Raw genomic sequence first — 21593 nt, 5'->3', positions numbered from 1 at the left:
TCGCCCCGATCTACATGATCGAGGAACACCCCCTCCCCTGGCTCACCCCGCTGCTCAACGGCGTCGAACACGCCAACTTCTTCGAAACCCGCGCCACCGAATACTCCAAGGCCGCCACCCGCGGCGACTGGAACACCGTGTGGTCGAGCTTTGACTCGCGCCGCAAGGCGAAGTCGGCCGAACCGGCGAACGAGCTGGTGGAAGAGGCTGAGGCCGACATGTTCAAGGCGGCGGGGATCGCGGCGGAGTAAGGAAAACCCACCCCCGACCCCTCCCGCAAGCGGAAGGGGGGTAAAGCGCAGCGCTCGCATCCCCCTCCCGCTTGCGGGAGGGGTCAGGGGTGGGTCAGCGACCTCACCACGTCAACCGCCATCCGAATTGCCTGCGCCACACCCTCCACATTCCCCAAAACCTCCGCGTTCGTGAAACGCAGCACCCGATAACCTGCCGCCTCGATCACTTGTGTCCGAGTAGCGTCAGAATCCTGACGCATCTCGTGGCTGAACCCATCGATCTCGACGACCAGCATAAGTTCCCGGCACAGGAAGTCTGCAAAGTACGGACCGACCGGCATTTGCCGACTAAACTTCGCGTCGAGCTGCCCTCGCGCGAGGTAACGCCACAGCAACCGTTCCGCCGGCGTCGCCTGACTGCGCAATTCCCGCGCGCGTTGCGTATCGCGAGGCTTGAACTTCACCATCACGCGGAGAGTGCCCACCCCCAACCCCTCCCGCAAGCCGGAGGGGAGCCAGACCCTCCGCAACTTGTTCCACGGTGGTGTGATCCGTGGAGTCCCCCTCCCGCTTGCGGGAGGGGCTAGGGGTGGGCCGGCGACGATTGAGGCAACCCCAACACCGCCAACTTGACAAAACAAACCAAATAGGTTAAACGCTTCCCCGGATCGGGAGCAGGCGAGGCCAGCCTTCCCCCCGCTCTTCTGGCCCGAGGCTCACGCCAAAGGCTGACGCGGTCGGTGCGGGCTGCGGGTTCAAGGCGGGGCGTCGTCCCAAGGCCTCGGCCCGGCAGATGCCGTGCTGATGTGGATCACTGCCCACGCTTCGCTCCGGCTCCGGCCTCGGCCCAAAGTCCCGTGAAGCAGGTTGCCGGCTGGTATGCGAGCCGCCCCTGGCATCCGGGTCTGGTCCCTTTCAGGTCGAGCCGGATCGGTTCCTGCCCCTTCCGGCCACTCGCCAACGATGCAGCACTGCGACGTCCTTCCCGCAGCGCCTTCAAACGGCGCCGCACCGGCCGCGCGATCCACCCCTGTTGCCCACTGGCCGCGCCGCCGTGCGCCCAAATCCAACACCTCACACTTTCGTCATCCCCACGCAGGCGGGGATCCAGAGAGGCACAGCGCAGGGCCGCCCTGGATTCCCGCCTTCGCGGGAATGACGAGGGGAAAGTTCTGGCGAGAATGGCGAGGGGAAGATGCGGCCTGCGGGCAAGAAGTCAGCCCCCGATCCACCCCATCATCTTCGCCAGCAGCATGCCGTCCATGAAGACCAGCAGGCCATAGACCGCAAGCCACATCAGCGGCCGGGGCACGTGCGCCAGATCTGGCCGCCCCGCGGGATGGCGAAGCGCCACCACGGTCCCCAGATCCGGCTTCTGCGCCCCGCTGTAGACCGCCTCCACCACCTCATGCTCGCCGCCCTCGCTGGTGAAGCGGTAAACTGGCGCGTAGCTGCGCGCGCCTTCGTTCCAGGTCGAGCGGTAGCCCGTCACCTCTGCGTCCACGCGCACGGCAGGCCGCGTCAGGCGCACCCAATCGTAGCGGGCAATGGCCCACAGGCTGAACAGGCACAGCGCCTGCCCGGCGAGGAGGAAATAGAGTTCCATCGCAGAAAGCATGGCACAGGCGGATTAAATCCGCGTTTCGCGCCACCCCAGCTCCCGGGGTGCAGGGGCGATGGCCCCTGCTGCTATTCTTCTTCCTTCAGCCTATCGGCCAAAACCGCGATCTCCGCCGGCTCCAGCAGCCACGTCCGCGTCGCCCGCCCCTCGCGGTGGACCGGCACCGTAAGCAGCAGCCGCGCGTTCTCCTTCGCATGGGCCTTGTAGAGCGTGAAGTGCATCGCGCACTCGCGGATCGTGCCGATGATCGGCACGCGGCCTTCGAGGTCGATCATCGTCGCGGCCTGATCCCAGGGGATCTCGGCAAGGGTCGCACCCGCCATCAGACGTCCAGGTTCGCCACGTTGAGCGCGTTCTCCTGGATGAAATCGCGCCGCGGCTCGACCACGTCGCCCATCAGGCGGGTGAAGATCTCGTCGGTCACGTCGGCGTCTTCCATCTTCACCTGCAGCAGCGAACGCTGGGTGGGATCGAGCGTCGTCTCCCACAGCTGATCGGCGTTCATTTCGCCCAGACCCTTGTAGCGCGAGATGGCAAGGCCCTTGCGCCCAGCCGCCAGCACTTGCGCGAGCAGTTCGGAAGGCCGCGTGATTCCGGCGCTTTCCTTGGACGCAGGCCGCACCGGCGCCGCAGGTTCGGCCTCGCCCTCCTGCTCTTCCAGCACCGCCTCGGGTTCAGGCTCGACCACCGCGGTGCTGGTGCGCACCAGCCGCGCCGGCATGGCATAGACTTCGGCCTGTTCCCCGGCGAGACGGGCGAGCTTGCGCGCCTCGGCGCTCGAGAGGAAGCCGGGCTCGATCGTGTGCTGGTCCGTCACCCCGCGCCACACGCGCTGGATGCGATAGCCGCCGTCGGGCGCCACTTCGGCCACCCAGCGCGCATCGTGCTCGCCGCGGTCCATCCAGCGCACGCTGGCTGCCAGCGCCGCCTCGCGTTCCGCCGCGGTCATTTCCGGCTCCAGCGCCCCGGCGAGCGCCAGCGCCTCGATGATCGTCGGATCATAGCGCTTGGGCGCGAAGGCCATCAGGTTGCGGAAGCGCAGCGCGTGATCGACGAGGCCTGCAAGGTCTGCGCCGCTGCGCGCACCGCCCGCGGTTTCCAGCATCCGCCCGGCAAGCCCCGCTTCGACGAGGTAGCGATCGAGCGCCGGCCCGTCCTTCAGGTAGACCTCGCTCCTGCCTTTCGCCACCTTGTAGAGCGGCGGCTGCGCGATGAAGAGGTGCCCCTCGCGGATGATCTCGGGCATCTGGCGGTGGAAGAACGTGAGCAACAGCGTGCGGATATGGGCGCCGTCGACGTCGGCGTCGGTCATGATCACGATCTTGTGATAGCGCAGCTTGGCAAGGTTGAACTCGTCGCGGATGCCGGTGCCCATCGCCTGGATCAGCGTGCCGACTTCCTTCGAGCCGATGATCCGGTCGAACCGCGCGCGCTCCACGTTAAGGATCTTGCCCTTCAGCGGCAGGATCGCCTGGAAGTGCCGGTCGCGCCCCTGCTTGGCCGAACCGCCGGCGCTGTCACCCTCGACGAGGAACAGCTCGCACTTGGCGGGATCGCGCTCCTGGCAGTCGGCCAGCTTGCCGGGCAGGCTGGCGATATCCATCGCGCCCTTGCGCCGGGTCAGCTCGCGCGCCTTCTTGGCGGCCTCGCGCGCGGCAGCGGCGTCGATCACCTTCTGGATCACGGCGCGGGCGTGGGCGGGGTTTTCCTCCAGCCATTCGCTCATCTTGTCGGCCATCAGGGCTTCCAAGGGCTGGCGCACTTCGGAGCTGACCAACTTGTCCTTGGTCTGGCTGGAGAACTTCGGGTCTGGCAGCTTGACCGAAACGATCGCGGTCAGCCCCTCGCGCATGTCATCGCCGGTAAGGCTGACCTTCTCCTTCTTCAGCATCCCCGAACGATCCGCATAGCCGTTGAGCGTCCGCGTCAGCGCCGCGCGGAACGCGGCGAGGTGCGTGCCGCCGTCGCGCTGGGGGATGTTGTTGGTGAAGGTGAGGACGTTCTCGTAGTAGCTGTCGTTCCACTGCAGCGCGACATCGATGCCGATGCCGTCGCGCTCGGCGCCGATCGCGATCGGCTCCGGCATCAGCGGCTGCTTGTTGCGATCGAGGTACTTCACAAAGGCCGCGATGCCGCCGACGTAGTAGAGATCGTGCTCCTTGACCTCCTCATGGCGCTTGTCGCGCAGCAGGATGCGCACGCCCGAATTGAGGAAGGCGAGCTCGCGGTAGCGGTGCTCCAGCTTGTCGAAATCGAACTCGGTCACGTTCTTGAAGGTATCGTGGCTGGCAAAGAACGTCACGCGGGTGCCCTTCTTGACCCCGCCCTTGCCGTCGGCCGGCGCCGGACCAGTGACCTTGAGCGGCGCCACCGCGTCGCCATGCTCGAAGCGCATCCAGTGCTCCTCGCCGTCGCGCCAGATCGTCAGCTCCAGCCATTCGGACAGCGCGTTGACGACCGAGACGCCGACGCCGTGGAGGCCGCCCGAAACCTTGTAGGCGTTGTCGTCGCTGGTGTTCTCGAACTTCCCGCCCGCATGGAGCTGGGTCATGATCACTTCGGCGGCGGAAACGCCTTCCTCGGCGTGAATGCCGGTCGGTATGCCGCGGCCGTTGTCCTCCACCGAAACCGAACCATCGGGGTTCAATTCGATGAGCACGAGATCGCAGTGCCCCGCGAGCGCTTCGTCGATCGCGTTGTCGGAAACCTCGAACACCATGTGGTGCAGGCCCGAGCCATCGTCGGTATCGCCGATGTACATGCCGGGGCGCTTGCGCACCGCATCGAGCCCGCGCAGGACCTTGATGGAATCGGCGCCATATTCGTTGGCGTTGGGGATGTTTTCGTTCGTACTGGCCATCTTTCGGACATAGGCATTGAAGGCCGATTTCCCAAGCGAATCCGGCCTGTTTTACACAAGGGAGAGCCCCATTTCACCCGGCGCGCCAAGGGGGGCTGGCGGCGGAGCGCCAATCGTGCTGAAACCCGCTTCACAACACCCAGCCAGAGGACCTCTCGCCCCATGCGCAAGCTGCTGACCGGCGCCGTTTCCGCCGCCCTGCTTTCGTCTCCTGCCTTCGCTGCCCCGGCCGCGAAGGCCGATCCCTACGGCGGTGAGGAAGCCTTCCGCAGCCTCTACAAGGAGCTCGTCGAAACCAACACGACGCTGTCTTCCGGCAGCTGCACCTTGGCTGCCGAGCGCATGGCCGCACGGCTCAAGACCGCCGGCTTCACCGATGATCAGCTGACGATCTTCGCCACGCCGGAGAAGCCGAAGGAGGGCGGCCTCGTCGCCGTCATGCCGGGAACGAACAGCGCCACCTCGAATACCGAGAAGCCGATCCTCCTCCTTGCGCACCTCGACGTGGTCGAAGCCAAGCGCGAGGATTGGGTGCGCGATCCCTTCACGCTGATCGAGGAGGGCGGCTACTTCTATGCCCGCGGCACGAGCGATGACAAGGCGATGGCGGCAAGCTGGGTCGATACGCTGATCCGCTTCAAGCAGGAAGGCTTCAAGCCGAAGCGCACGCTCAAGCTCGCCCTCACCTGCGGCGAGGAGACGACTTATGCCTTCAACGGCGCCGAATGGCTGGCAAAGAACAAGCGCGATCTGATCGATGCGGCCTTCGCGCTCAACGAAGGCGGCGGCGGGGACACCGATGGCAAGGGCGTGTCCGAAGGCGGCAAGCTGGTGGTGGAATCGATCCAGGTCGGCGAGAAGGGTGTGCAGAACTACCGCTTCGAAACCCGCAATCCGGGCGGCCACAGCTCGATCCCGGTGCGCGACAACGCGATCTATCAGCTCGCTGCGGCGCTGGTGAAGCTGCAGAACTACGATTTCAAGCTCGAGCTTTCCGACACCACACGCGCCTTCTTCGCCAAGGCGGGCGCTGCGCGGAATGACGATCTCGGCAAGGCGATGCGAGCGATTGCCGCCAACCCGGCGGACACCTCGGCCGAGGCCGTGCTCAACACCGACCGCACGTTCCACTCGATGCTGCGCACCACCTGCGTCGCGACGCTGCTCGATGGCGGCCATGCCAACAATGCGCTGCCCCAGCGCGCCGGGGCCAACGTCAACTGCCGCATCTTCCCCGGCCACTCGGTGGAGGAAGTGCAGAAGGAGCTGCAGGCCGTTGTCGCCGATGCCGGTGTTTCGGTCACGCTTGCCCCGCCACTACGCCCCATCGCCAAGACCCCGCCGATGGACCCTGCGATCATCGGCCCGATGGAAAAGCTTGCCGCCAAGTACTTCCCCGGTGTGCCGGTGGTGCCGACAATGTCGACCGGCGCAACCGACGCGGTGTTCCTCGGCGCGGTCGGCATCCCGACCTATGGCGTGCCCGGCAGCTGGGGCAACCCGGATGGCAACGGCGTCCACGGCCTCAACGAGCGGATGGAGGTCAAGTCGTTGATGACCGGCAGGGCCTACCTCTACGAACTGGTCAAGGCCTACACCAAGTAGTCATCGGCTTGTAATCGTTCGCTTTAGCGGAAATCATCCCCATCCTGTCCACAGGCCTATGCACCTGTGGACAGGAATGCGCGCGTCCCCTTGACGCATGACTCACGCCTGTGGTCTTTTCCACCCATGCGTCACGAAGCGGTCATCCGCATCCCTCACATCGCACCCCGAAGGCGCCTTGCTTCGCCTCCGGGCGAGGCACCTGGCGCGCAACTGCGAAAGGGCCGGACGGGAGCATGCTTCATAGGGCGCTGATCGAGCGGGCGGCTGAGGCCAGGCCCCACGGCGGAGACTCCGGATTTCTCGGGGCTGACCGTCATCTCTCGAATTGCCCCGCGCTCGTGCTCAACGCGGACTATACTCCGCTCAGCTACTATCCCCTCAGCCTCTGGCCCTGGCAGACCGCGATCAAGGCGGTGTTCCTCGAACGCGTCGATATCGTCGCCACCTACGAGCGCGAGGTCCACAGCGCTTCGCTCGACATGAAGATCCCCTCGGTCATCGCGCTCAGGCAATATGTGCGGCCGAGCGAGTTCCCGGCGTTCACGCGCTTCAACCTGTTCCTGCGCGACAAGTTCCAGTGCCAATATTGCGGCTGCCCCGATCAGCTGACCTTCGACCATGTGGTGCCGCGCCGCCTCGGCGGGCGTACGACTTGGGAGAACGTTGTCGCTGCCTGCGCGCCGTGCAACATGCGCAAGGGCGGGCGCACACCGGCGCAAGCCGCGATGCGCCTGATCACCGAACCGATCCGCCCCACCTCGTGGCACCTGCAGGAGCGCGGGCGCCTGTTTCCCCCCGGCCACCTCCACGAAAGCTGGCGCGACTGGCTCTACTGGGACGTCGAGCTCGAGAACTGACGCAGCCCCAGAGGATGACGGGGCGTCAGAGGATGAAGTCACCTGCCGAAAGGCTGGAAACCCCGTCCACCCGGATCACGAAATCGGCGATGCCATCGCCGTTGTGGTCGCCATAGACAAACACGCCGGTCGCGCTCGCCTCGAAGCGAAGCTCGCCGATCTTGCTGTCGCCGGTGTTGAACGCCGCAGTGCCGAGGAACGCGAAGGCCTGATTGCCCGCGGTGGTCGTGTCCGCGTCGACTTTGCCGAGGTCGATGCGATCGCCCGCGTTCCAGCCCTTGATCACGTCGGCTGCCGTGCGGGTTGCCCCGCCGAAATCGCCCGGCTTGAAGACGAAGCGGTCATTGCCGATGCCGCCGATCAGCACGTCGCGACCAGCCCCACCGATCAGCGTATCGTTGCCGGTCCCGCCGGTCAGCCGGTCATCGCCGAGCCCGCCGTCGAGCGTATCCGCCCCGTCGCCGCCGTCGAGCCGATCGAGCCCGGCGCCGCCCAGCAGCTGGTCGTTGCCCGCGCCGCCGCCAAGGATGTCATCCCCTGCGCCGCCGCTGAACAGGTCCGCCCCGGCCTTGCCGGTCACACGGTCGTTGCCCGCCCCCGCTTCGACCCAGGTCAGCGAGCCCAGCGTGCCCGCCAGCGCAATCGTATCGGCAAGGCCAGTGCCCTGAACAAAGTGATTGCCGGTTGCGGCCGAAGAGAAGGTCGTGTGCGCGGCGTCCAGCGTGGTCTTGGTCAGCAGGAGCTGCCCGGTCGCCGTCTCCTGGCTGTCCGCCAGCACCGAGGCCTTGCGCACCATGCCGGTCGCATCCCTGATGGTCACGCCAAGGTCCAGCGTCATCGCCCCGTCTGCCGCCGCCTTGATCGCCGCCCTGAGATCGAGCGAGGCGGAGTTGGTCCCGGCCGCCTGGCCGCCCAGCGTCCATGAAAAGGCAAACAGCGCGTTGTTGGGCGTCGCCGCCAGTGCGGTGGTGAGCAGTTTCTGCTTCGGCAGGGCTACCAGACCGGTCGTCACCGCATAGAAGCGGTCGATGAAGGCTTCCTTCTCCGGCGCGCTGAAGGCGGTGTCGAGATAAAGCATCTTCGAGGTTTCGGTTGCGCGCCACACCCCGGTCGAGCGGTAGTAGCCGCCCTCATAGGCGCCCACCGTGCCGAGCCCGTCCGTGAAGCCGATCCAGTCCTTCCACGGCACTTTCGCGGGATCATTCGTCGTCGCGACATGCGCGCTGACGAGCCCGTCGAGCGGGAAGCTGTCGATCAGCGCCGGGTCCACATACTCATCCTGCAGCCCGGCAAAGCTGTGGCCGATCTCGTGAAGCGCCACTTCGTAGGACGAAGGATTGCCAGCGGTTGCCCAGGCCACCGAACCACCGGCGCCGCCATACTTGTCCGAATTGATCAGGACGATGATGATGTCCTTCCCATCGGCCCCGATCGAGGACAGCGCATTATAGACCTTGCCCTGATCGCCATAGACCAGCCGCCCGTCACTGAGATAGGCGCGCGCGCCGAACGCGGTATCCACCGTTACCGTGTCGGTGCTGTAGCCGGACTGGTTGGAGGCCACGAACACCGCGCTCGCGTTCACCAGCGAGGCATAGGTCGCGAACGGATCGTTCAGCGTCTTGTTCGTGCCCGAGAGCATGTAGGTGGTGAAGGCATTGGCATCGGAGAGGAACTTGTCGCGCTCCGCCGCGGTATAGCCTTCGGCCACGATGACGAGGTCGACACGCGCCGAAGCGGCGCCGGTCGAACGGATGGGGGTGAGATCCACGCTGCCTTCTCCCGCGGGCGATGCGTCCGAGCACGGCCCCTCGGGAAGCAGGCTATCACGCGCGTCGGCGCCTGTCAGCGCTCGGCGAGCGCCCCTTCGCATTCTCCCATAAGCTCTGCCATGATCACGCTGACCGGCTCTTCCTTCGTGACCATGCCGACCGACTGGCCGGCCATCAGCGAGCCGTTCTCGACATCGCCCTCGATCACCGCGCGGCGCAGTGCGCCCGCCCAGAAGTGCTCGATCTCGAGCTGCGCCTCGCCCATGTCGACCACGCCTTCATCAAGCCGCCGCGCGACTTCGATCTGCTTGGCGATGAATTCATCGCTGCCCTTGTTGCGCAGCGCGCGCACCGGGATCACGGGCAGGCGCGGATCGATCTGCACGCTCGCCACCGCATCGCGCGCATTGGCGCGGAAGAACGCGGACTTGAACGCCGGATGCGCGATGGATTCGCTGGCGCAGGCAAAGCGGGTGCCCAGCTGCACGCCGCATGCGCCCATTTCGAGGTAGCTTGCGATCATCTCGCCCCGGCCGATCCCGCCCGCCACGAACACGATGTGATCCTTGGCGAGCGCAGGCAGGAACTCCTGCGCCAGCACCGAGGTCGAAACCGGGCCGATATGCCCGCCCGCTTCCGAACCTTCGATCACCAGCGCATCCGCGCCCGAGCGGAACAGCTTCTTGGCGAGCGCCAGCGTCGGCGCAAACACGATGACCTTGGCACCAAATGCCTTGATCGCCTCGACCGCGCCCTTGGGCGGAATGCCGCCCGCCAGCACGACATGCCCAACCTTGTGGCGGCTGCAGACCGCGATCAGATCGAACAGGCGCGGGTGCATCGTGATCAGGTTCACGCCGAAGGGCTTGGTCGTCAGCGCCGCCGTCGCGGTGATTTCGGCGTCGAGCAGTTCGGGAGTCATCGCCCCGCAGGCAATCACGCCAAATCCGCCGGCATTGCTGATCGCGGCCACGAGATGGCGCTCGGAAACCCAGCTCATCGCGCCGCACAGCACGGCATGTTCACTGCCAAGGAATTCTGCACCGCGCGCCATCAGGGCTGCGGTCTTGGGGTATGCGGTCATCAGAAACGTCTCGTCTTGCGCGGCCTGCGAGGAAGCGCCCTTAGGGCCGCTTCGTGGCGGCAACAAGGCGGGATATGGACGCCATGATCGTCAATTCCGATCTCTGTGCCCAAGTTTTGTCGTTTTATCGATCAGCATACAGCGCGCAGAAAGGTGAAGTCTGGCATTTGCCCGTAAGCCGAGAGCCGGTCCACCAAGGCCCGGTCCCGGGTCGCACCCCGCCTTCCGGTCCTCAACAAGGCACCGGGAGGCGGGACTTCAGGCCGCGTCCAGTTCGTAGGCGGTGTGCAGCACGCGCACGGCGAGCTCGACTTCGTCCGAATCGATCAGCACCGAAACCTTGATCTCGCTGGTCGAGATCGCCTGGATATTGATACCCCGGTCGGCCAGCGCCTTGAACATGGTCGAGGCGACGCCGGCGTGGCTGCGCATGCCCACGCCCACCACCGAGACCTTGGCCACCTTGCTGTCGGCGATCATGCGATAATAGCCGATCGCGTCCTTGCGCTCTTCGAGCAGCGCCTGCGTGCGGGCGAGGTCCGCCTGCGGGCAGGTGAAGGTCACGTCGGTCTCGCCCTTGTCCTTGGCGATGTTCTGGATGATCATGTCGACGTTGATGTTCGCCTCGGCAAGCGGACCGAAGATCGCCGCCACCGCGCCCGGGCGGTCCGCAACGCGGGTCAGCGTCACCTTGGCCTCGTTCTTGTCGGCGGCAATGCCGGTGATCAGCTGGCGTTCCATGTCGGTTCCTTCCAGTTCTTCATCGCTCACGATCATTGTGCCGGGGATGCTGTCGGCCAGCGGCGCGCTCTCGTCGATGAACGAGGAGAGCACCTGCACGCGCACGCCTTCCTTCATCGCGAGGCTGACCGAGCGGGTCTGCAGCACCTTCGAGCCGACCGAGGCGAGCTCGAGCATTTCCTCGTAGGTCACGTACTTGAGCTTGCGCGCCTTCGCCACGATCCGCGGGTCAGTGGTGTAGACGCCGTCGACATCGGTGTAGATGTCGCAGCGATCGGCATGGACCGCCGCGGCCACCGCGACCGCAGAGGTATCCGAGCCGCCCCGGCCCAGCGTGGTCACGCGGCCATCCGGGTCCAGCCCCTGAAAGCCCGGGATCACCGCAATCTCGCCCGCCGCCATCGAGGCGAGCAGCGCCTGCGATTCGATATCCTCGATCCGCGCAGCGGCATGGGCATCGTCAGTCCGCACCGGCAGCTGCCAGCCGAGCCACGAGCGCGCCTTGCAGCCCAGCGCCTGAAGATGGAGAGCGAGGAGACCCGAAGTCACCTGCTCGCCCGCCGCCACGACGACGTCGTACTCGGCGCGGTCATAGAGCGCGTTGGCTTCCCGGCAGAAGTTCACCAGCCGGTCGGTCTCGCCCGCCATGGCCGAGACGACGACGGCGACTTCGTGCCCGGCTTCCTGCTGGCGCTTGACGATGCCGGCCACGCGGCGGATGCGCTCGGTCCCGGCCATCGAAGTGCCGCCGAATTTCATCACGATGCGGGCCACGCTTATTCCCCTGCAGCATCAGAAAAGGTTTCCCTCGCGGCCCCTCGACCGCGCGGACGCGGCGCTTTAGAGTCGCTCCATGAGCAATGCAACCACCGCTGCAACCATCCGGCCCGAGGAAGCCGCCCATTTCGGCAAGCTGGCCGCCGAATGGTGGGATCCCAAGGGCAGCTCTGCCATGCTGCATAAGCTCAACCCGGTGCGGCTGGCTTTCCTGCGCGAGGCTATCGATTCGCACTTCGCCGCCGATCCGAAGGGCCTGCGCCCGCTCGCAAACCGCCGCGCGCTCGATGTCGGCTGCGGCGCCGGGCTGCTCGCCGAACCACTCGCGCGGATGGGCGCGGCGGTGACGGCAGTGGACGCGGCGGAAGAGAACATCGCCGCGGCCAAAGCTCATGCAGACGGCAGCGGCCTGACCATCGACTATCGCCACGGCGAACTGGCGGCGCTTGGCCTTGCCGGCTTCGATCTCGTCACCTCGATGGAAGTGATCGAGCATGTCGCCGACAAGGCCGCCTTCATCGCCGGCCTTGTGGCAACAGTCGCCGAGGACGGCCTGCTCGTCCTCTCCACCCCCAACCGCACCACCGCCTCGCGCCTGCTGCTGGTCGGCGCCGCGGAAAGCGTGGGCATGGTGCCCAAGGGCACGCACCACTGGGAGGATTTCATCACCCCGTTGGAGCTGAGCGATCTGCTCGCCGAGGCCGGGTTCGCGATGGGCAACCCCAGGGGCATCTCGTGGAGCCCGCTGAAGGGCCTCCACCAGTCGGATGATCTGTCGCTCAATTACATCGTGACGGCCAAGAAGCATGATGGGGTGAACGTCTGATGGCCACCGGCAAAGTCTTCGAACGTCACAAGCAGGCCTGGACCACTGACGAGGTGCAGAAGCTGCATACGCTGGCGAAGAAGGGCATGGCGCTGAAGGGCCTCGCCAAGGCGCTCACCCGCAGCGAGGAATCGATTTGGATTCGCGCCAAGGCCGACGGGCTGGAAATCGCAAAGCTGCGCTGAAGTCTGCCGTCGTCATTCCTGCGAAGGCGGGAATGACGAAGCGGGGGTGACGCGCCGCTCAGTCCACCGAAGCAGGCAGGAACCGCTCCACCAAATCGCGCGCCAGCCGGGCCGGGCGCAGAGTGGCGGCATCAAGGCAGCACCAGCTCGATTTCACTTCGGCGAGCACTTCCTCGCCGCGCTTGATGATCGTCTCGTAAAACGCCCGCGCGCCCTGCACGCGCTCCAGAATCACGTGCGCGATCACCGGGTCGTTGAGGAACGTCGGCCGCCGGTAGGTGATGTTGTGGTTGGTCGCGACCCACACGTGGTCGGCAATCGCCTGCGCCGGTGCAAAGGCGCGCCAGTGGCCGACCACGGCGTCCTGCACCCAGCGGAGGTAGGACGCGTTGTTGACGTGCCCCATGAAGTCGATGTCAGCAGGATCGACGGTGATCGCGTAGGCGAAAGGTGCGGCGGTATTCACACCAATGTAGATAACACGCTTCCGCCGGAGTGAACAGGTCGGCTCGCATATCTTTTCATGTCAATTCAACCCAGAATGGAACCCCATTCCGCTTCCTTGAAACCCACCAGCAGCCCGCCCGGATGCTCCACGATCGGCCGCTTGATGACCGAGGTATTGGCCGCGAGCACCTCAGGCGCACCATCACCGCCAAGCGCGGCCTGATCCTCGGACGAAAGCTTGCGGAAGGTCGTACCCGCCCGGTTCACCACCTTGTCGCGCCCGCCCGCGGCGATCCATTCCGCGATCTTCGCCGGGTCCGCGCCCGCCTTCTTGTAGTCGTGGAAGGTGTAGGCGATTCCCTTCGCATCGAGCCACGCGCGGGCCTTCTTCACCGTGTCGCAATTGGGGATGCCATAGAGCGTGATCGTCATGCCTTGGTCCTCGAAAAGCGGTGCACCCGGTTCGGCGTCCCCGCAAACAGCGTATAGTCCTCGTAGTAGGTCTCGCGGCCCTTGGCCTGCATCTCGGCGTGCTCGGCCACCCGCCGCCACGCCAGCGCCGCGGCCTCGTCCACCCATTCGCTGATCGCCACGACCTCGCCATCCTCGGCAGTGTAGCTCTTGAACGAAAGGTACCCGGGCTGCGCTGCGGCGAGTACCTCCATGGCATCGGCATCGGCGGAATAGGCCGCTGCATCCAGATCGGCGCGCTTGCGGTTGCGGAAGACGACGAGGAACATGGCGCCCCTTTGGCGCAGCAGGCGTGACTTTTGCAACAATTTGCGCGAAGGCGCTGCGCCATGAGCTTCAACACCTTCGGCCATAGCTTCCGCTTCACCACCTGGGGGGAAAGCCACGGACCTGCGCTGGGCACGGTCGTCGATGGCTGCCCGCCGGGCCTCGCCCTCAGCGAGAGCGATATCCAGCCCTTTCTCGATGCCCGCCGCCCCGGCCAGTCGCGCTTCACCACGCAGCGGCAGGAGCCCGATCAGGTCCGCATCCTTTCGGGCGTGTTCGAAGGCCAAGATGGAATCCAGCGCACGACCGGCACCCCGATCAGCCTGATGATCGAAAACGTGGACCAGCGCTCGAAGGACTACGGCGATGTCGCCAAGGCCTATCGCCCCGGCCATGCCGATTACGCCTACGACGCCAAGTACGGCTTCCGCGACTATCGCGGCGGCGGACGTTCCTCTGCGCGCGAGACTGCGGCGCGGGTGGCGGCAGGTGCGGTGGCGCGGCTGGTGATCCCCGAAGTCACCGTGCTCGGCTGGGTCAGCGCGATCGGCGGCGACGCGATCGATCCGGCAAACTTCGACCCCGCCGAAGTGACCCGCAACCCCTTCTTCTGCCCCGATGCCAAGGCCGCCGCGCGCTGGGAGGCGCTGGTCGACGAGGCCCGCAAGGCCGGTTCCTCGCTCGGCGCCGTGGTCGAATGCACCGCCACTGGGGTCCCCGCCGGCTGGGGCGCACCGCTCTATGCCAAGCTCGATGCCGAACTCGCCCACGCGATGATGGGTATCAATGCGGTCAAAGGCGTCGAAATCGGCGACGGGTTCGCCGCCGCTGCCAACACCGGCGAAGGCAATGCCGATCCGATGCGGCCCGGTGAGCAGGCGCCCGAGTTCCTCGCCAACCACGCCGGCGGCATCGCCGGGGGCATCTCCACCGGCCAGCCGGTCCACGTCCGCGTCGCGTTCAAGCCGACGTCCTCGATCCTCACGCCGGTGCCCACGATCACGCGCGAGGGCGAGGCGACCGAGCTCTTCACCAAGGGCCGCCACGACCCTTGCGTCGGCATCCGCGGCGTACCGGTGGTCGAGGCGATGATGGCGCTGGTACTGGCCGATCAGAAGCTGATGCACCGCGCGCAGTGCGGCTAACAGAACATTACCTCGTCATTGCGAGCTCAGCGAAGCAATCCAGAGCCGCGCAGAACCGCACTGGATTGCTTCGCTGCGCTCGCAATGACGAAGGTTTTGGACTGGCGCCCCGCCTTGCCTAAACGTCAGGCCCCGCTAGTCTTCTGCGCCAACCAACATCGGAGCCAAACACCTTGGGCAAACGCCTGACACTTTACATCGTGATCGCCATGTTTGCCGGCATTGCGACCGGCTACGCGCTCAACGTGTCGTTTCCAGCCGGAGACAAGCAGCTGGCAGACATCGCCGATCTGCTGAAGCTGCTGCCGGAGGTGTTCCTCCACCTTATCAAGATGATCATCGCACCGCTGATCATGGCGACGCTCGTCACCGGCATCGCCAGCATGGGTGACAGCGCCGCGCTCGGCCGCATCGGCGGGCGCGCGCTCGCATGGTTCATTACCGCAAGCCTCATCTCGATCAGTCTGGGCCTGGTGCTCGTCAACCTGTTCCAGCCCGGCGTCGGGCTCAATATCACTGCCACCGCCCCCGTCAGCGATCTCGCCACGGCAGACTTCACCATACGTCACTTCGTGCTCGAGGTGTTCCCGACCAGCGCGCTCGATGCGATGGCCAAGAACAACGTGCTGCAGATTCTGGTGTTCTCCGTGTTCGCCGGGATCGGGCTCTCGGCGCTGGGCGAGGAAGGCGCGCCGCTCGTGCGCGGGGCCGAAGCGCTCGCCACCCTCATGCTCACGATCACCGATTATGTTATGCGCTTTGCCCCGTTTGCCGTGTTCGGTGCGCTGTCATCGGTGATCGCGACGCGCGGGGTTGGGATCATCATCACCTACGGCGTCTTCGTTGAGGAGTTCTACTTCGCGCTGCTGCTGCTCTGGGTCATCCTGCTCGGACTTGGCGGGATCTTCCTCGGCAAGCGGGTGATCATGCTGGCGCGCTACATTCGCGAGCCGCTGCTGCTGGCCTTCTCGACGGCCAGCTCCGAAAGCGCGCTGCCCAAGCTGTTCGAGCAGCTCGACCGGTTCGGCGTGCCGCGCCGCATTTCGGGCTTCGTGCTGCCACTGGGCTACAGCTTCAATCTCGATGGCTCGATGATCTACACCAGCTTCGCAACGCTGTTCATCGCGCAGGCCTACAACATTCAGCTTTCTGCCGGGCAGCAGATTGCCATGCTGCTCACGCTGATGGTCACCTCCAAGGGCATCGCCGGCGTGCCGCGTGCCAGCCTCGTGGTGATCGCGGCGACGTTGACGCAGTTCGGCCTGCCGGTCGAAGGCGTCGCGCTGCTATTGGGCGTCGATACCTTCCTCGATATGGGCCGCACCGCCACCAACGTCGTCGGCAACGCGGTGGCGACCACGGTGATCACCAAGTGGGAAGGGATGCTCCAGCTGCCGATGGACCCGGACGCACCAGAAGCCGTGCCGCCGCACGATACGCCCGAGCACGGCCGCCGCGGGCTGCACCTCGATCCGGAGGCGTAGCCCTGCCCTGCGTCCGTGGTGGCGACCTACTTCTTCGCTTCCTTCGCCAGCTTCACCGGCTGGAACTCACCCAGCCCGCACGAACCCAGCGGCCCTTGCGGACCACCGCCGTTGCGGAAAACGGTGATGATATCCACGTTGCACAGCTGCGACAGCGAGGTCGAATAGGAAAACGCCCGCTCGAAACCCAGATTGCTGCAGCGGTTCGGCAGGCTGTTGCGATACCAGGTGTCGCCGCCGGTGCGGAAATCGATGGTCCAGTCGTCGCGCACGCGGCTTTCCCGGATCGAGGTGATCGGGATGCAGGTCACCGCCTTGCCGGTCGGCGTCGCGGCAGGAATATCGGCGGCATGGCCACCAGCAGCCCACTTCCCCCCGGCCTGCGGCGCGCAGGCGCCGAGCGACAGGGCGGCAGAGGTCACAATCAGAAAGGCGGCGATCTTCAGGGTCGTTGGCCTCAAAGCACTCACGGCTTCTTCTCCTTGGCTTTCCGCGCTCCTTTCGGAGTCGCAGGCTTCACCCCCTTCTCCAGAATCTTCCCTTTGTACCCGCAAAGGTCAACCACTTCGCAGCGCCAGCACTCGGGTCCCCTCGCCTTGCACACGTAGCGCCCGTGCAGGATCATCCAATGGTGCGAGCCGACGCGAAACGGCTGCGGCACCTTCTTCTCGAGCTGCTTTTCCACCGCCAGCGGCGTCTTGCCCTTGGCAAGGCCCGTGCGGTTGCCGACTCGGAAGATATGCGTGTCGACCGCAAAGGTCTCCGCCCCGAACGCGCAGTTAAGCACGACATTGGCCGTCTTGCGCCCCACGCCCGGCAGCGCGGTGAGCAAGTCGCGGTCCGCCGGCACTTCGCCCTGATGCTCGCGCACGAGGATCTCGGCCATGGCCATCACGTTCTTGGCCTTGCTGTTGAACAGGCCGATTGTCTTGATATGCGCCTTGAGGCCTTCTTCGCCGAGGTCCAGCATGTCCTGCGGGGTCTTCACCTTGGCGAACAGCGCCCGCGTCGCCTTGTTGACGCCGACGTCGGTCGCTTGCGCCGAAAGCGTCACCGCCACCAGCAACTGATAGACATTGCCGTATTCAAGCTCAGTCTCGGGCGAGGGATTCGCCTCGGCCAGCCGCCGGAAGAACTCGAAGATCGCTTGCCTGTTCAAAGCCCCAGCACCTCGGGAATGGTGTAGCGCCCCGGCTCCTTGCCCAGTAGCCACTCCGCCGCCCGCACCGCCCCGCGTGCAAAGATCGCGCGGTTTTCGGCGAGGTGCGAAAGCGAAAGCCGCTCGTTGTCGGCCAGAAAATGCACCGTGTGATCACCCGCCACGCTGCCGCCGCGCAGCGCCGCAAAGCCGATCGTGCCAGCCTTGCGCGCGCCCGTCACCCCGTCGCGCCCGCGTACCGCTTCCTCCTCAAGCCGCACACCCCGCCCGGCGGCGGCCGCCTCTCCCAGCAGCAGCGCGGTGCCCGAGGGCGCATCGACTTTCATGCGGTGGTGCGTCTCGACGATCTCGATATCCCAGTCCTCGCCCAGCCGGCTCGCCGCCTCGCGCACGAGATGCGCCAGCAGGGTCACGCCAAGCGAGGTATTGCCCGTCTGCAGCACCGGTATGCTCACCGCCGCTGCATCGACCAGCCAGTGATGCCGCTCCGCGAGCCCCGTCGTGCCGACCACGATGGGAATGCCCGCATGGATCGCCGCATCGAGATTGAACTCGAGCGCACCCGGCGCCGAGAAATCGACCAGCACGTCGGAGGCCTGAGCCAGCGCCACGGGATCACCACCCTGATCGATCCCGCCCGCATGCTGGTGGCCCGCCGCTAGGATCGCATCAACGAGCGCTTGCCCCATGCGCCCAGCGCTGCCGATAATGCCCACTCTAGTCATTGATCACCTCGTGTCTGGCGTGCTTCATGGCCGCGATGCAGACCATTCGCAACATCGTCATCCTGACAGGGGCCGGGGTCTCCGCCGAAAGCGGGATCGATACCTTCCGCAGCGCAGGCGGCCTGTGGGAACAGCACCGCGTCGAGGATGTCGCCACGCCCGAAGGCTTCGCGCGCGATCCAGACCTCGTGCTGCGCTTCTACGACATGCGCCGCGAGGCGATCCAGACCAAGGAGCCCAACCCGGCGCACCACGCGCTCGGCCGGCTGGAGCGCGAATGGCCGAAGCGCGCGCCCGGCGGCAGCGTCACCCTCGTCACCCAGAACGTCGATGACTTGCACGAACGCGGCGGCTCGCTCGGCGTCATCCACATGCACGGCGAACACCTCACCGTCTGGTGCACAGCCTGCGACAAGCGCCATCGCTGGACTGGCCCGCTGATCCATCGCCCGCCCTGCCCAAGCTGCGCGGCGCCCTTCCTGCGCCCCGATGTCGTCTGGTTCGGCGAAGTGCCCTACCGCATGGACGAGATCTTCGCGGCGCTTTCCGAAGCCGACTTGTTCGTGTCGATCGGCACCTCGGGCGCGGTCTACCCCGCCGCCGGCTTCGTGCGCACTGCGCGCGAGATCGGGGCGCAAACCCTCGAACTCAATCTCGAACGCTCACAAGGCTCGCAGTGGTTCCACGAAACCCGGCTCGGCCCCGCCAGCGATGTCGTACCCGCCTGGGTCGAAGAACTCCTAGGCGGTTGACCCGCAGGCCCGGCACTCCGGGTCTCTGGCAATCCGCATCGTGCGCAGCGCCGGCTTCAGCCCGTCGAGCACATGGACTTGCCCCCACTGCGGATCGCCCAGCGTGGCAACGCCCTCCAGCAGCACGCGCATGGCCGCCATCGCGCCAAACGCGCCCACCATGCCGACCATCGCGCCCAGCACCCCGGTATCGGCGCACGTATCGCAATCTTCGGCATCGAACGCATCGCCGACAAAGCAGCGGTAGCAGGCATGCCCCTCGCGGTGCCCGGCAAAGCTCGCCACCTGGCCCTGAAACCGCCCCAGCGCCGCGCTGGTCAGCGGAACCCCCGCCGCGACGCAGGCATCCGAAACCGCCAGCCGCGTCGCGAAGTTATCGCAGCCATCGAGCACCACGTCCGCACCCGCGATCAGCTCCGCGGCATTGTCCCGCGTCAGCCGCGTCACATGCGCCGTGCCCGTCAGCGCCGGGTCGAAGGCCTTGAGCCATTCCGCCGCCGCTGCGGCCTTGGGCCGGCCAATGTCGCTCGTGGCAAATATCGTCTGGCGCTGGAGGTTCGAGGCATCGACCACATCATCGTCGATCAGTGTCAGCCGCCCGATCCCGGCACCTGCCAGATATTGCAGCGCCGGGCTGCCAATGCCGCCGAGGCCGACCAGCACGACATGGCTCTGCACCAGTTTCGCCTGCCCTGCGCCGCCCACTTCAGGCAGGACGATGTGGCGGGCGAAGCGGTCGAGGCGGTCGGGAGTCATGAGGGGGGAGTTAGGGAAGAAGGTGGAGAAATGCGAGGGCAATGGCCCTCGCGCTTTCCTTGCTCAATCTTCCAACTGCCGCAGCAGCGTCCGCACATCGCCGTCCATATCGGCATCGCGCGTGCGTAGCTCTTCGATCAGGCGCACCGCGTGGATCACGGTCGAGTGATCGCGCCCGCCGAACTTGCGCCCGATCTCGGGGTACGAGCGCGGCGTCAGCACCTTGGCCAGGTACATTGCGACCTGCCGCGGGCGCACCACCGCGCGGGCGCGGCGCTTGCTGGCCATTTCGGTGCGGTCGACGCGGTAGAACTGGCAGACCATGCGCTGGATTTCGTCGATCGTGATCCGGCGGCGGTTGGCCGAAAGGATATCGGTTAGCTGCTCTTCCGCCAGCTGCAGAGAGACCGGCTGGCCGGTCAGCTGCGCAAAGGCGATCAGCTTGTTAAGCCCGCCGACGAGCTCGCGCACGTTGCGGTTGATCGTGCGGGCGAGGAACTCGATCACGTCCGCCGGAACCTGCGTGCTGGTGAAGCGCGCAAGTCGGTGTTCGAGGATCTTGCGCCGCAGGTCGATGTCCGCGGGCTGAATGTCCGCCACGAGGCCCATCGAAAGGCGCGAGAGCAGGCGCTGCTCAACCCCGTCCAGGGCCTGCGGCGCACGGTCGGCGGCAACGACAAGGCGCTTGCCCGCGCTCATCAGCGCATCGATCGTATGGAGGAATTCCTCCTGCGTGCTCGCCTTGCCGATGATGAACTGGATATCGTCGACCAGCAGCAGGTCGAAGCCGCGCAGCCGCGCCTTGAATTCCAGCATCTCGTTCGAGCGCATGGCCTGCACGAACTCGATCATGAAGCGTTCGGCTGAGCAGTAGAAGATGCGCGCGCCCGGGCGGGCGGCGGCATAGGCGTGGCCGATGGCGTGGAGCAGGTGCGTCTTGCCCTGCCCGGTCGCGCCCTTGAGATAGAGCGGCGAGAATTGCGGCGTTTCGAGTGCGGCCATGCGCTGTGCGGCATTGACCGCGAGCACGTTGGCCGAACCGCTGACGAATTCGGCAAAGGTCAGCGACGGATCGAGCCCGGTGACGGCAGCATCCGCGCTCAGCGGCACGGCTGACTGGCGCTGGACCACGGGCAGCGGGCCGGTATCGTTGGCCGGCATGCCGCCCATGCGCAATTCGGGCATGGCCCGGCGGCGCGGATGCACGGTGATGCGCACCTGACGCACTTCCGAGCGGGCGATCTTCCATGCCAGCGAGAGCCGGTCGGCAAAACGGTCGGCCACCCAGTTCGCGGAGAACTCGGTCGGCAGGAACAGATCGAGCGTGCCGGTTTCCTTGCAGAAGGAGCCGACCTGGATCGGCTTGATCCACTGGCTGTGGAGCTGGGGCCCGAGATCCTTCTTCAGGCCCTGACTGATATCGGCCCAATCTGCCGCAAGATCGAGCGCTTCCTGGTCCTCGATCATTGCGTTCTCTCGTCCTTTTCTGCCCGGTGCGGCGTCAGCCGCTTGGGCCGCGGCGCCCCGTCCGCCGCTGCCTGCAAATTCATCCATTTTCACGCTTCGCTGCCCTCACCCGAAAGGCCTGCTTCAGCACCCCCTGCCGCAGGCAAAATCCTACCCCTCGCCGGAAAAGCACCCCTGCTCCCGGCCATGAAACTTGCGATTGTCGTGACCCCGAATTGGTGACTGAGCCTGCTGAGGCAGGCCCCGCGCCGCATCGGGAGGACCTGTCTATTGGCCTTCGGGAGGGATTCGCAAGCACTGAGCCGCAAAAAAACTGAAATAAAGAATCTTGACTAGGCAAACGTGGCGGAAATCAA

22 protein-coding genes and 1 pseudogene are annotated in these 21593 nt (G+C 65.9%); 8 read left to right on the top strand and 15 right to left on the bottom strand.

Annotation, left to right across the window (positions count from 1 at the left end; translation table 11 throughout):
* Positions 1–251, top strand: a pseudogene (locus Q0082_RS06235) (ribonucleotide-diphosphate reductase subunit beta); the annotation flags it as partial.
* 83 nt (positions 252–334) lie between these two features.
* Here Q0082_RS06235 and Q0082_RS06230 read toward each other — a convergent pair.
* The 4 genes from Q0082_RS06230 to gyrB all read right to left on the bottom strand — a co-directional run bounded on the left by Q0082_RS06230 (position 335) and on the right by gyrB (position 4714).
* Entirely contained in the window at positions 335–700 is a 366-nt protein-coding gene (locus Q0082_RS06230) for a DUF559 domain-containing protein (RefSeq protein ID WP_298190921.1), read from the bottom strand.
* 749 nt (positions 701–1449) lie between these two features.
* Positions 1450–1839, bottom strand: a complete 390-nt coding sequence (locus tag Q0082_RS06225) for a DUF3592 domain-containing protein (RefSeq protein ID WP_298190920.1) — start codon at positions 1837–1839, stop codon at positions 1450–1452.
* Between the two features lie 83 nt (positions 1840–1922).
* Entirely contained in the window at positions 1923–2177 is a 255-nt protein-coding gene (locus tag Q0082_RS06220) for a hypothetical protein (protein WP_298190918.1), read from the bottom strand.
* Entirely contained in the window at positions 2177–4714 is a 2538-nt protein-coding gene (gene gyrB, locus Q0082_RS06215) for a DNA topoisomerase (ATP-hydrolyzing) subunit B (protein ID WP_298190916.1), read from the bottom strand. The genes Q0082_RS06220 and gyrB overlap by 1 nt, the downstream gene beginning before the upstream one ends.
* A gap of 162 nt (positions 4715–4876) precedes the next feature.
* Here gyrB and Q0082_RS06210 point away from each other — a divergent pair, with 162 nt between their 5' ends.
* Complete coding sequence (locus tag Q0082_RS06210; RefSeq protein ID WP_298190914.1) at positions 4877–6319, top strand: M20/M25/M40 family metallo-hydrolase; 1443 nt, start codon at positions 4877–4879, stop codon at positions 6317–6319.
* Between the two features lie 236 nt (positions 6320–6555).
* Positions 6556–7179, top strand: a complete 624-nt coding sequence (locus Q0082_RS06205) for an HNH endonuclease (RefSeq protein ID WP_298190912.1) — start codon at positions 6556–6558, stop codon at positions 7177–7179.
* Between the two features lie 25 nt (positions 7180–7204).
* Here the strand turns inward: Q0082_RS06205 and Q0082_RS06200 are convergent, their stop codons facing one another.
* From Q0082_RS06200 to Q0082_RS06190, 3 genes are all read right to left on the bottom strand, one after another.
* Positions 7205–8950 carry a M64 family metallopeptidase gene (locus Q0082_RS06200; RefSeq protein ID WP_298190911.1) on the bottom strand — a complete coding sequence of 582 codons (1746 nt, stop codon included), beginning with the start codon at positions 8948–8950 and terminating at the stop codon, positions 7205–7207.
* Positions 8951–9024: 74 nt separating this feature from the next.
* Positions 9025–10035 carry a nitronate monooxygenase gene (locus Q0082_RS06195; RefSeq protein ID WP_298190909.1) on the bottom strand — a complete coding sequence of 337 codons (1011 nt, stop codon included), beginning with the start codon at positions 10033–10035 and terminating at the stop codon, positions 9025–9027.
* 258 nt (positions 10036–10293) lie between these two features.
* On the bottom strand, positions 10294–11535 hold the full coding sequence (locus Q0082_RS06190) for an aspartate kinase (protein WP_298190931.1): 1242 nt from the start codon (positions 11533–11535) through the stop codon (positions 10294–10296).
* A gap of 94 nt (positions 11536–11629) precedes the next feature.
* Between Q0082_RS06190 and ubiG the strand changes: the two genes are divergently transcribed.
* Together ubiG and Q0082_RS06180 are read left to right on the top strand one after the other, a co-directional pair.
* Positions 11630–12379 carry a bifunctional 2-polyprenyl-6-hydroxyphenol methylase/3-demethylubiquinol 3-O-methyltransferase UbiG gene (ubiG, locus tag Q0082_RS06185; protein WP_298190907.1) on the top strand — a complete coding sequence of 250 codons (750 nt, stop codon included), beginning with the start codon at positions 11630–11632 and terminating at the stop codon, positions 12377–12379.
* Entirely contained in the window at positions 12379–12564 is a 186-nt protein-coding gene (locus Q0082_RS06180; protein ID WP_298190906.1) for a hypothetical protein, read from the top strand. The genes ubiG and Q0082_RS06180 overlap by 1 nt, the downstream gene beginning before the upstream one ends.
* Positions 12565–12622: 58 nt before the next feature.
* Here the strand turns inward: Q0082_RS06180 and Q0082_RS06175 are convergent, their stop codons facing one another.
* The 3 genes from Q0082_RS06175 to Q0082_RS06165 all read right to left on the bottom strand — a co-directional run bounded on the left by Q0082_RS06175 (position 12623) and on the right by Q0082_RS06165 (position 13751).
* Entirely contained in the window at positions 12623–13030 is a 408-nt protein-coding gene (locus Q0082_RS06175; protein ID WP_366522519.1) for a thioesterase family protein, read from the bottom strand.
* Positions 13031–13095: 65 nt separating this feature from the next.
* Positions 13096–13443, bottom strand: a complete 348-nt coding sequence (locus Q0082_RS06170) for an arsenate reductase (protein WP_298190904.1) — start codon at positions 13441–13443, stop codon at positions 13096–13098.
* Positions 13440–13751, bottom strand: a complete 312-nt coding sequence (locus tag Q0082_RS06165) for an antibiotic biosynthesis monooxygenase (RefSeq protein ID WP_298190902.1) — start codon at positions 13749–13751, stop codon at positions 13440–13442. The genes Q0082_RS06170 and Q0082_RS06165 overlap by 4 nt, the downstream gene beginning before the upstream one ends.
* 60 nt (positions 13752–13811) lie before the next feature.
* On the opposite strand from Q0082_RS06165, the gene aroC reads away from it, so the two are divergent.
* Positions 13812–14894 (top strand): chorismate synthase, encoded by a 1083-nt coding sequence (aroC, locus tag Q0082_RS06160; protein ID WP_298190901.1) that lies wholly within the window; start codon positions 13812–13814, stop codon positions 14892–14894.
* Between the two features lie 173 nt (positions 14895–15067).
* Positions 15068–16378, top strand: a complete 1311-nt coding sequence (locus Q0082_RS06155; protein WP_298190899.1) for a dicarboxylate/amino acid:cation symporter — start codon at positions 15068–15070, stop codon at positions 16376–16378.
* Positions 16379–16404: 26 nt separating this feature from the next.
* Here Q0082_RS06155 and Q0082_RS06150 read toward each other — a convergent pair whose 3' ends face one another.
* Genes Q0082_RS06150 through dapB form a run of 3 tightly spaced genes read right to left on the bottom strand, consistent with a single transcriptional unit; the run spans position 16405 to position 18262 of the window.
* A complete protein-coding gene (locus tag Q0082_RS06150; RefSeq protein WP_298190897.1) occupies positions 16405–16848 on the bottom strand; it encodes a hypothetical protein in 444 nt (147 codons plus the stop codon).
* Positions 16845–17537 carry an endonuclease III gene (nth, locus tag Q0082_RS06145; RefSeq protein WP_298190895.1) on the bottom strand — a complete coding sequence of 231 codons (693 nt, stop codon included), beginning with the start codon at positions 17535–17537 and terminating at the stop codon, positions 16845–16847. The genes Q0082_RS06150 and nth overlap by 4 nt, the downstream gene beginning before the upstream one ends.
* Positions 17534–18262: a 4-hydroxy-tetrahydrodipicolinate reductase gene (dapB, locus tag Q0082_RS06140; RefSeq protein WP_298190893.1), complete on the bottom strand. Its 729-nt coding sequence runs from the start codon at positions 18260–18262 to the stop codon at positions 17534–17536. The genes nth and dapB overlap by 4 nt, the downstream gene beginning before the upstream one ends.
* Positions 18263–18297: 35 nt before the next feature.
* Here dapB and Q0082_RS06135 point away from each other — a divergent pair, with 35 nt between their 5' ends.
* On the top strand, positions 18298–19014 hold the full coding sequence (locus Q0082_RS06135; protein WP_298190892.1) for an NAD-dependent deacylase: 717 nt from the start codon (positions 18298–18300) through the stop codon (positions 19012–19014).
* Here the strand turns inward: Q0082_RS06135 and Q0082_RS06130 are convergent.
* Together Q0082_RS06130 and dnaA are read right to left on the bottom strand one after the other, a co-directional pair.
* A complete protein-coding gene (locus Q0082_RS06130) occupies positions 19003–19770 on the bottom strand; it encodes a HesA/MoeB/ThiF family protein (protein WP_298190890.1) in 768 nt (255 codons plus the stop codon). The genes Q0082_RS06135 and Q0082_RS06130 overlap by 12 nt on opposite strands.
* A 63-nt stretch (positions 19771–19833) precedes the next feature.
* On the bottom strand, positions 19834–21237 hold the full coding sequence (dnaA, locus tag Q0082_RS06125) for a chromosomal replication initiator protein DnaA (RefSeq protein ID WP_298190888.1): 1404 nt from the start codon (positions 21235–21237) through the stop codon (positions 19834–19836).
* Between the last annotated feature and the right edge of the window lie 356 nt (positions 21238–21593).

Origin of the sequence: Novosphingobium sp. (assembly GCF_027489515.1) — a bacterium.
Lineage (GTDB): Bacteria > Pseudomonadota > Alphaproteobacteria > Sphingomonadales > Sphingomonadaceae > Novosphingobium.
Note: the sequence above shows the minus strand (reverse complement) of the source record. Positions and strands in the feature narration are given on the sequence as shown.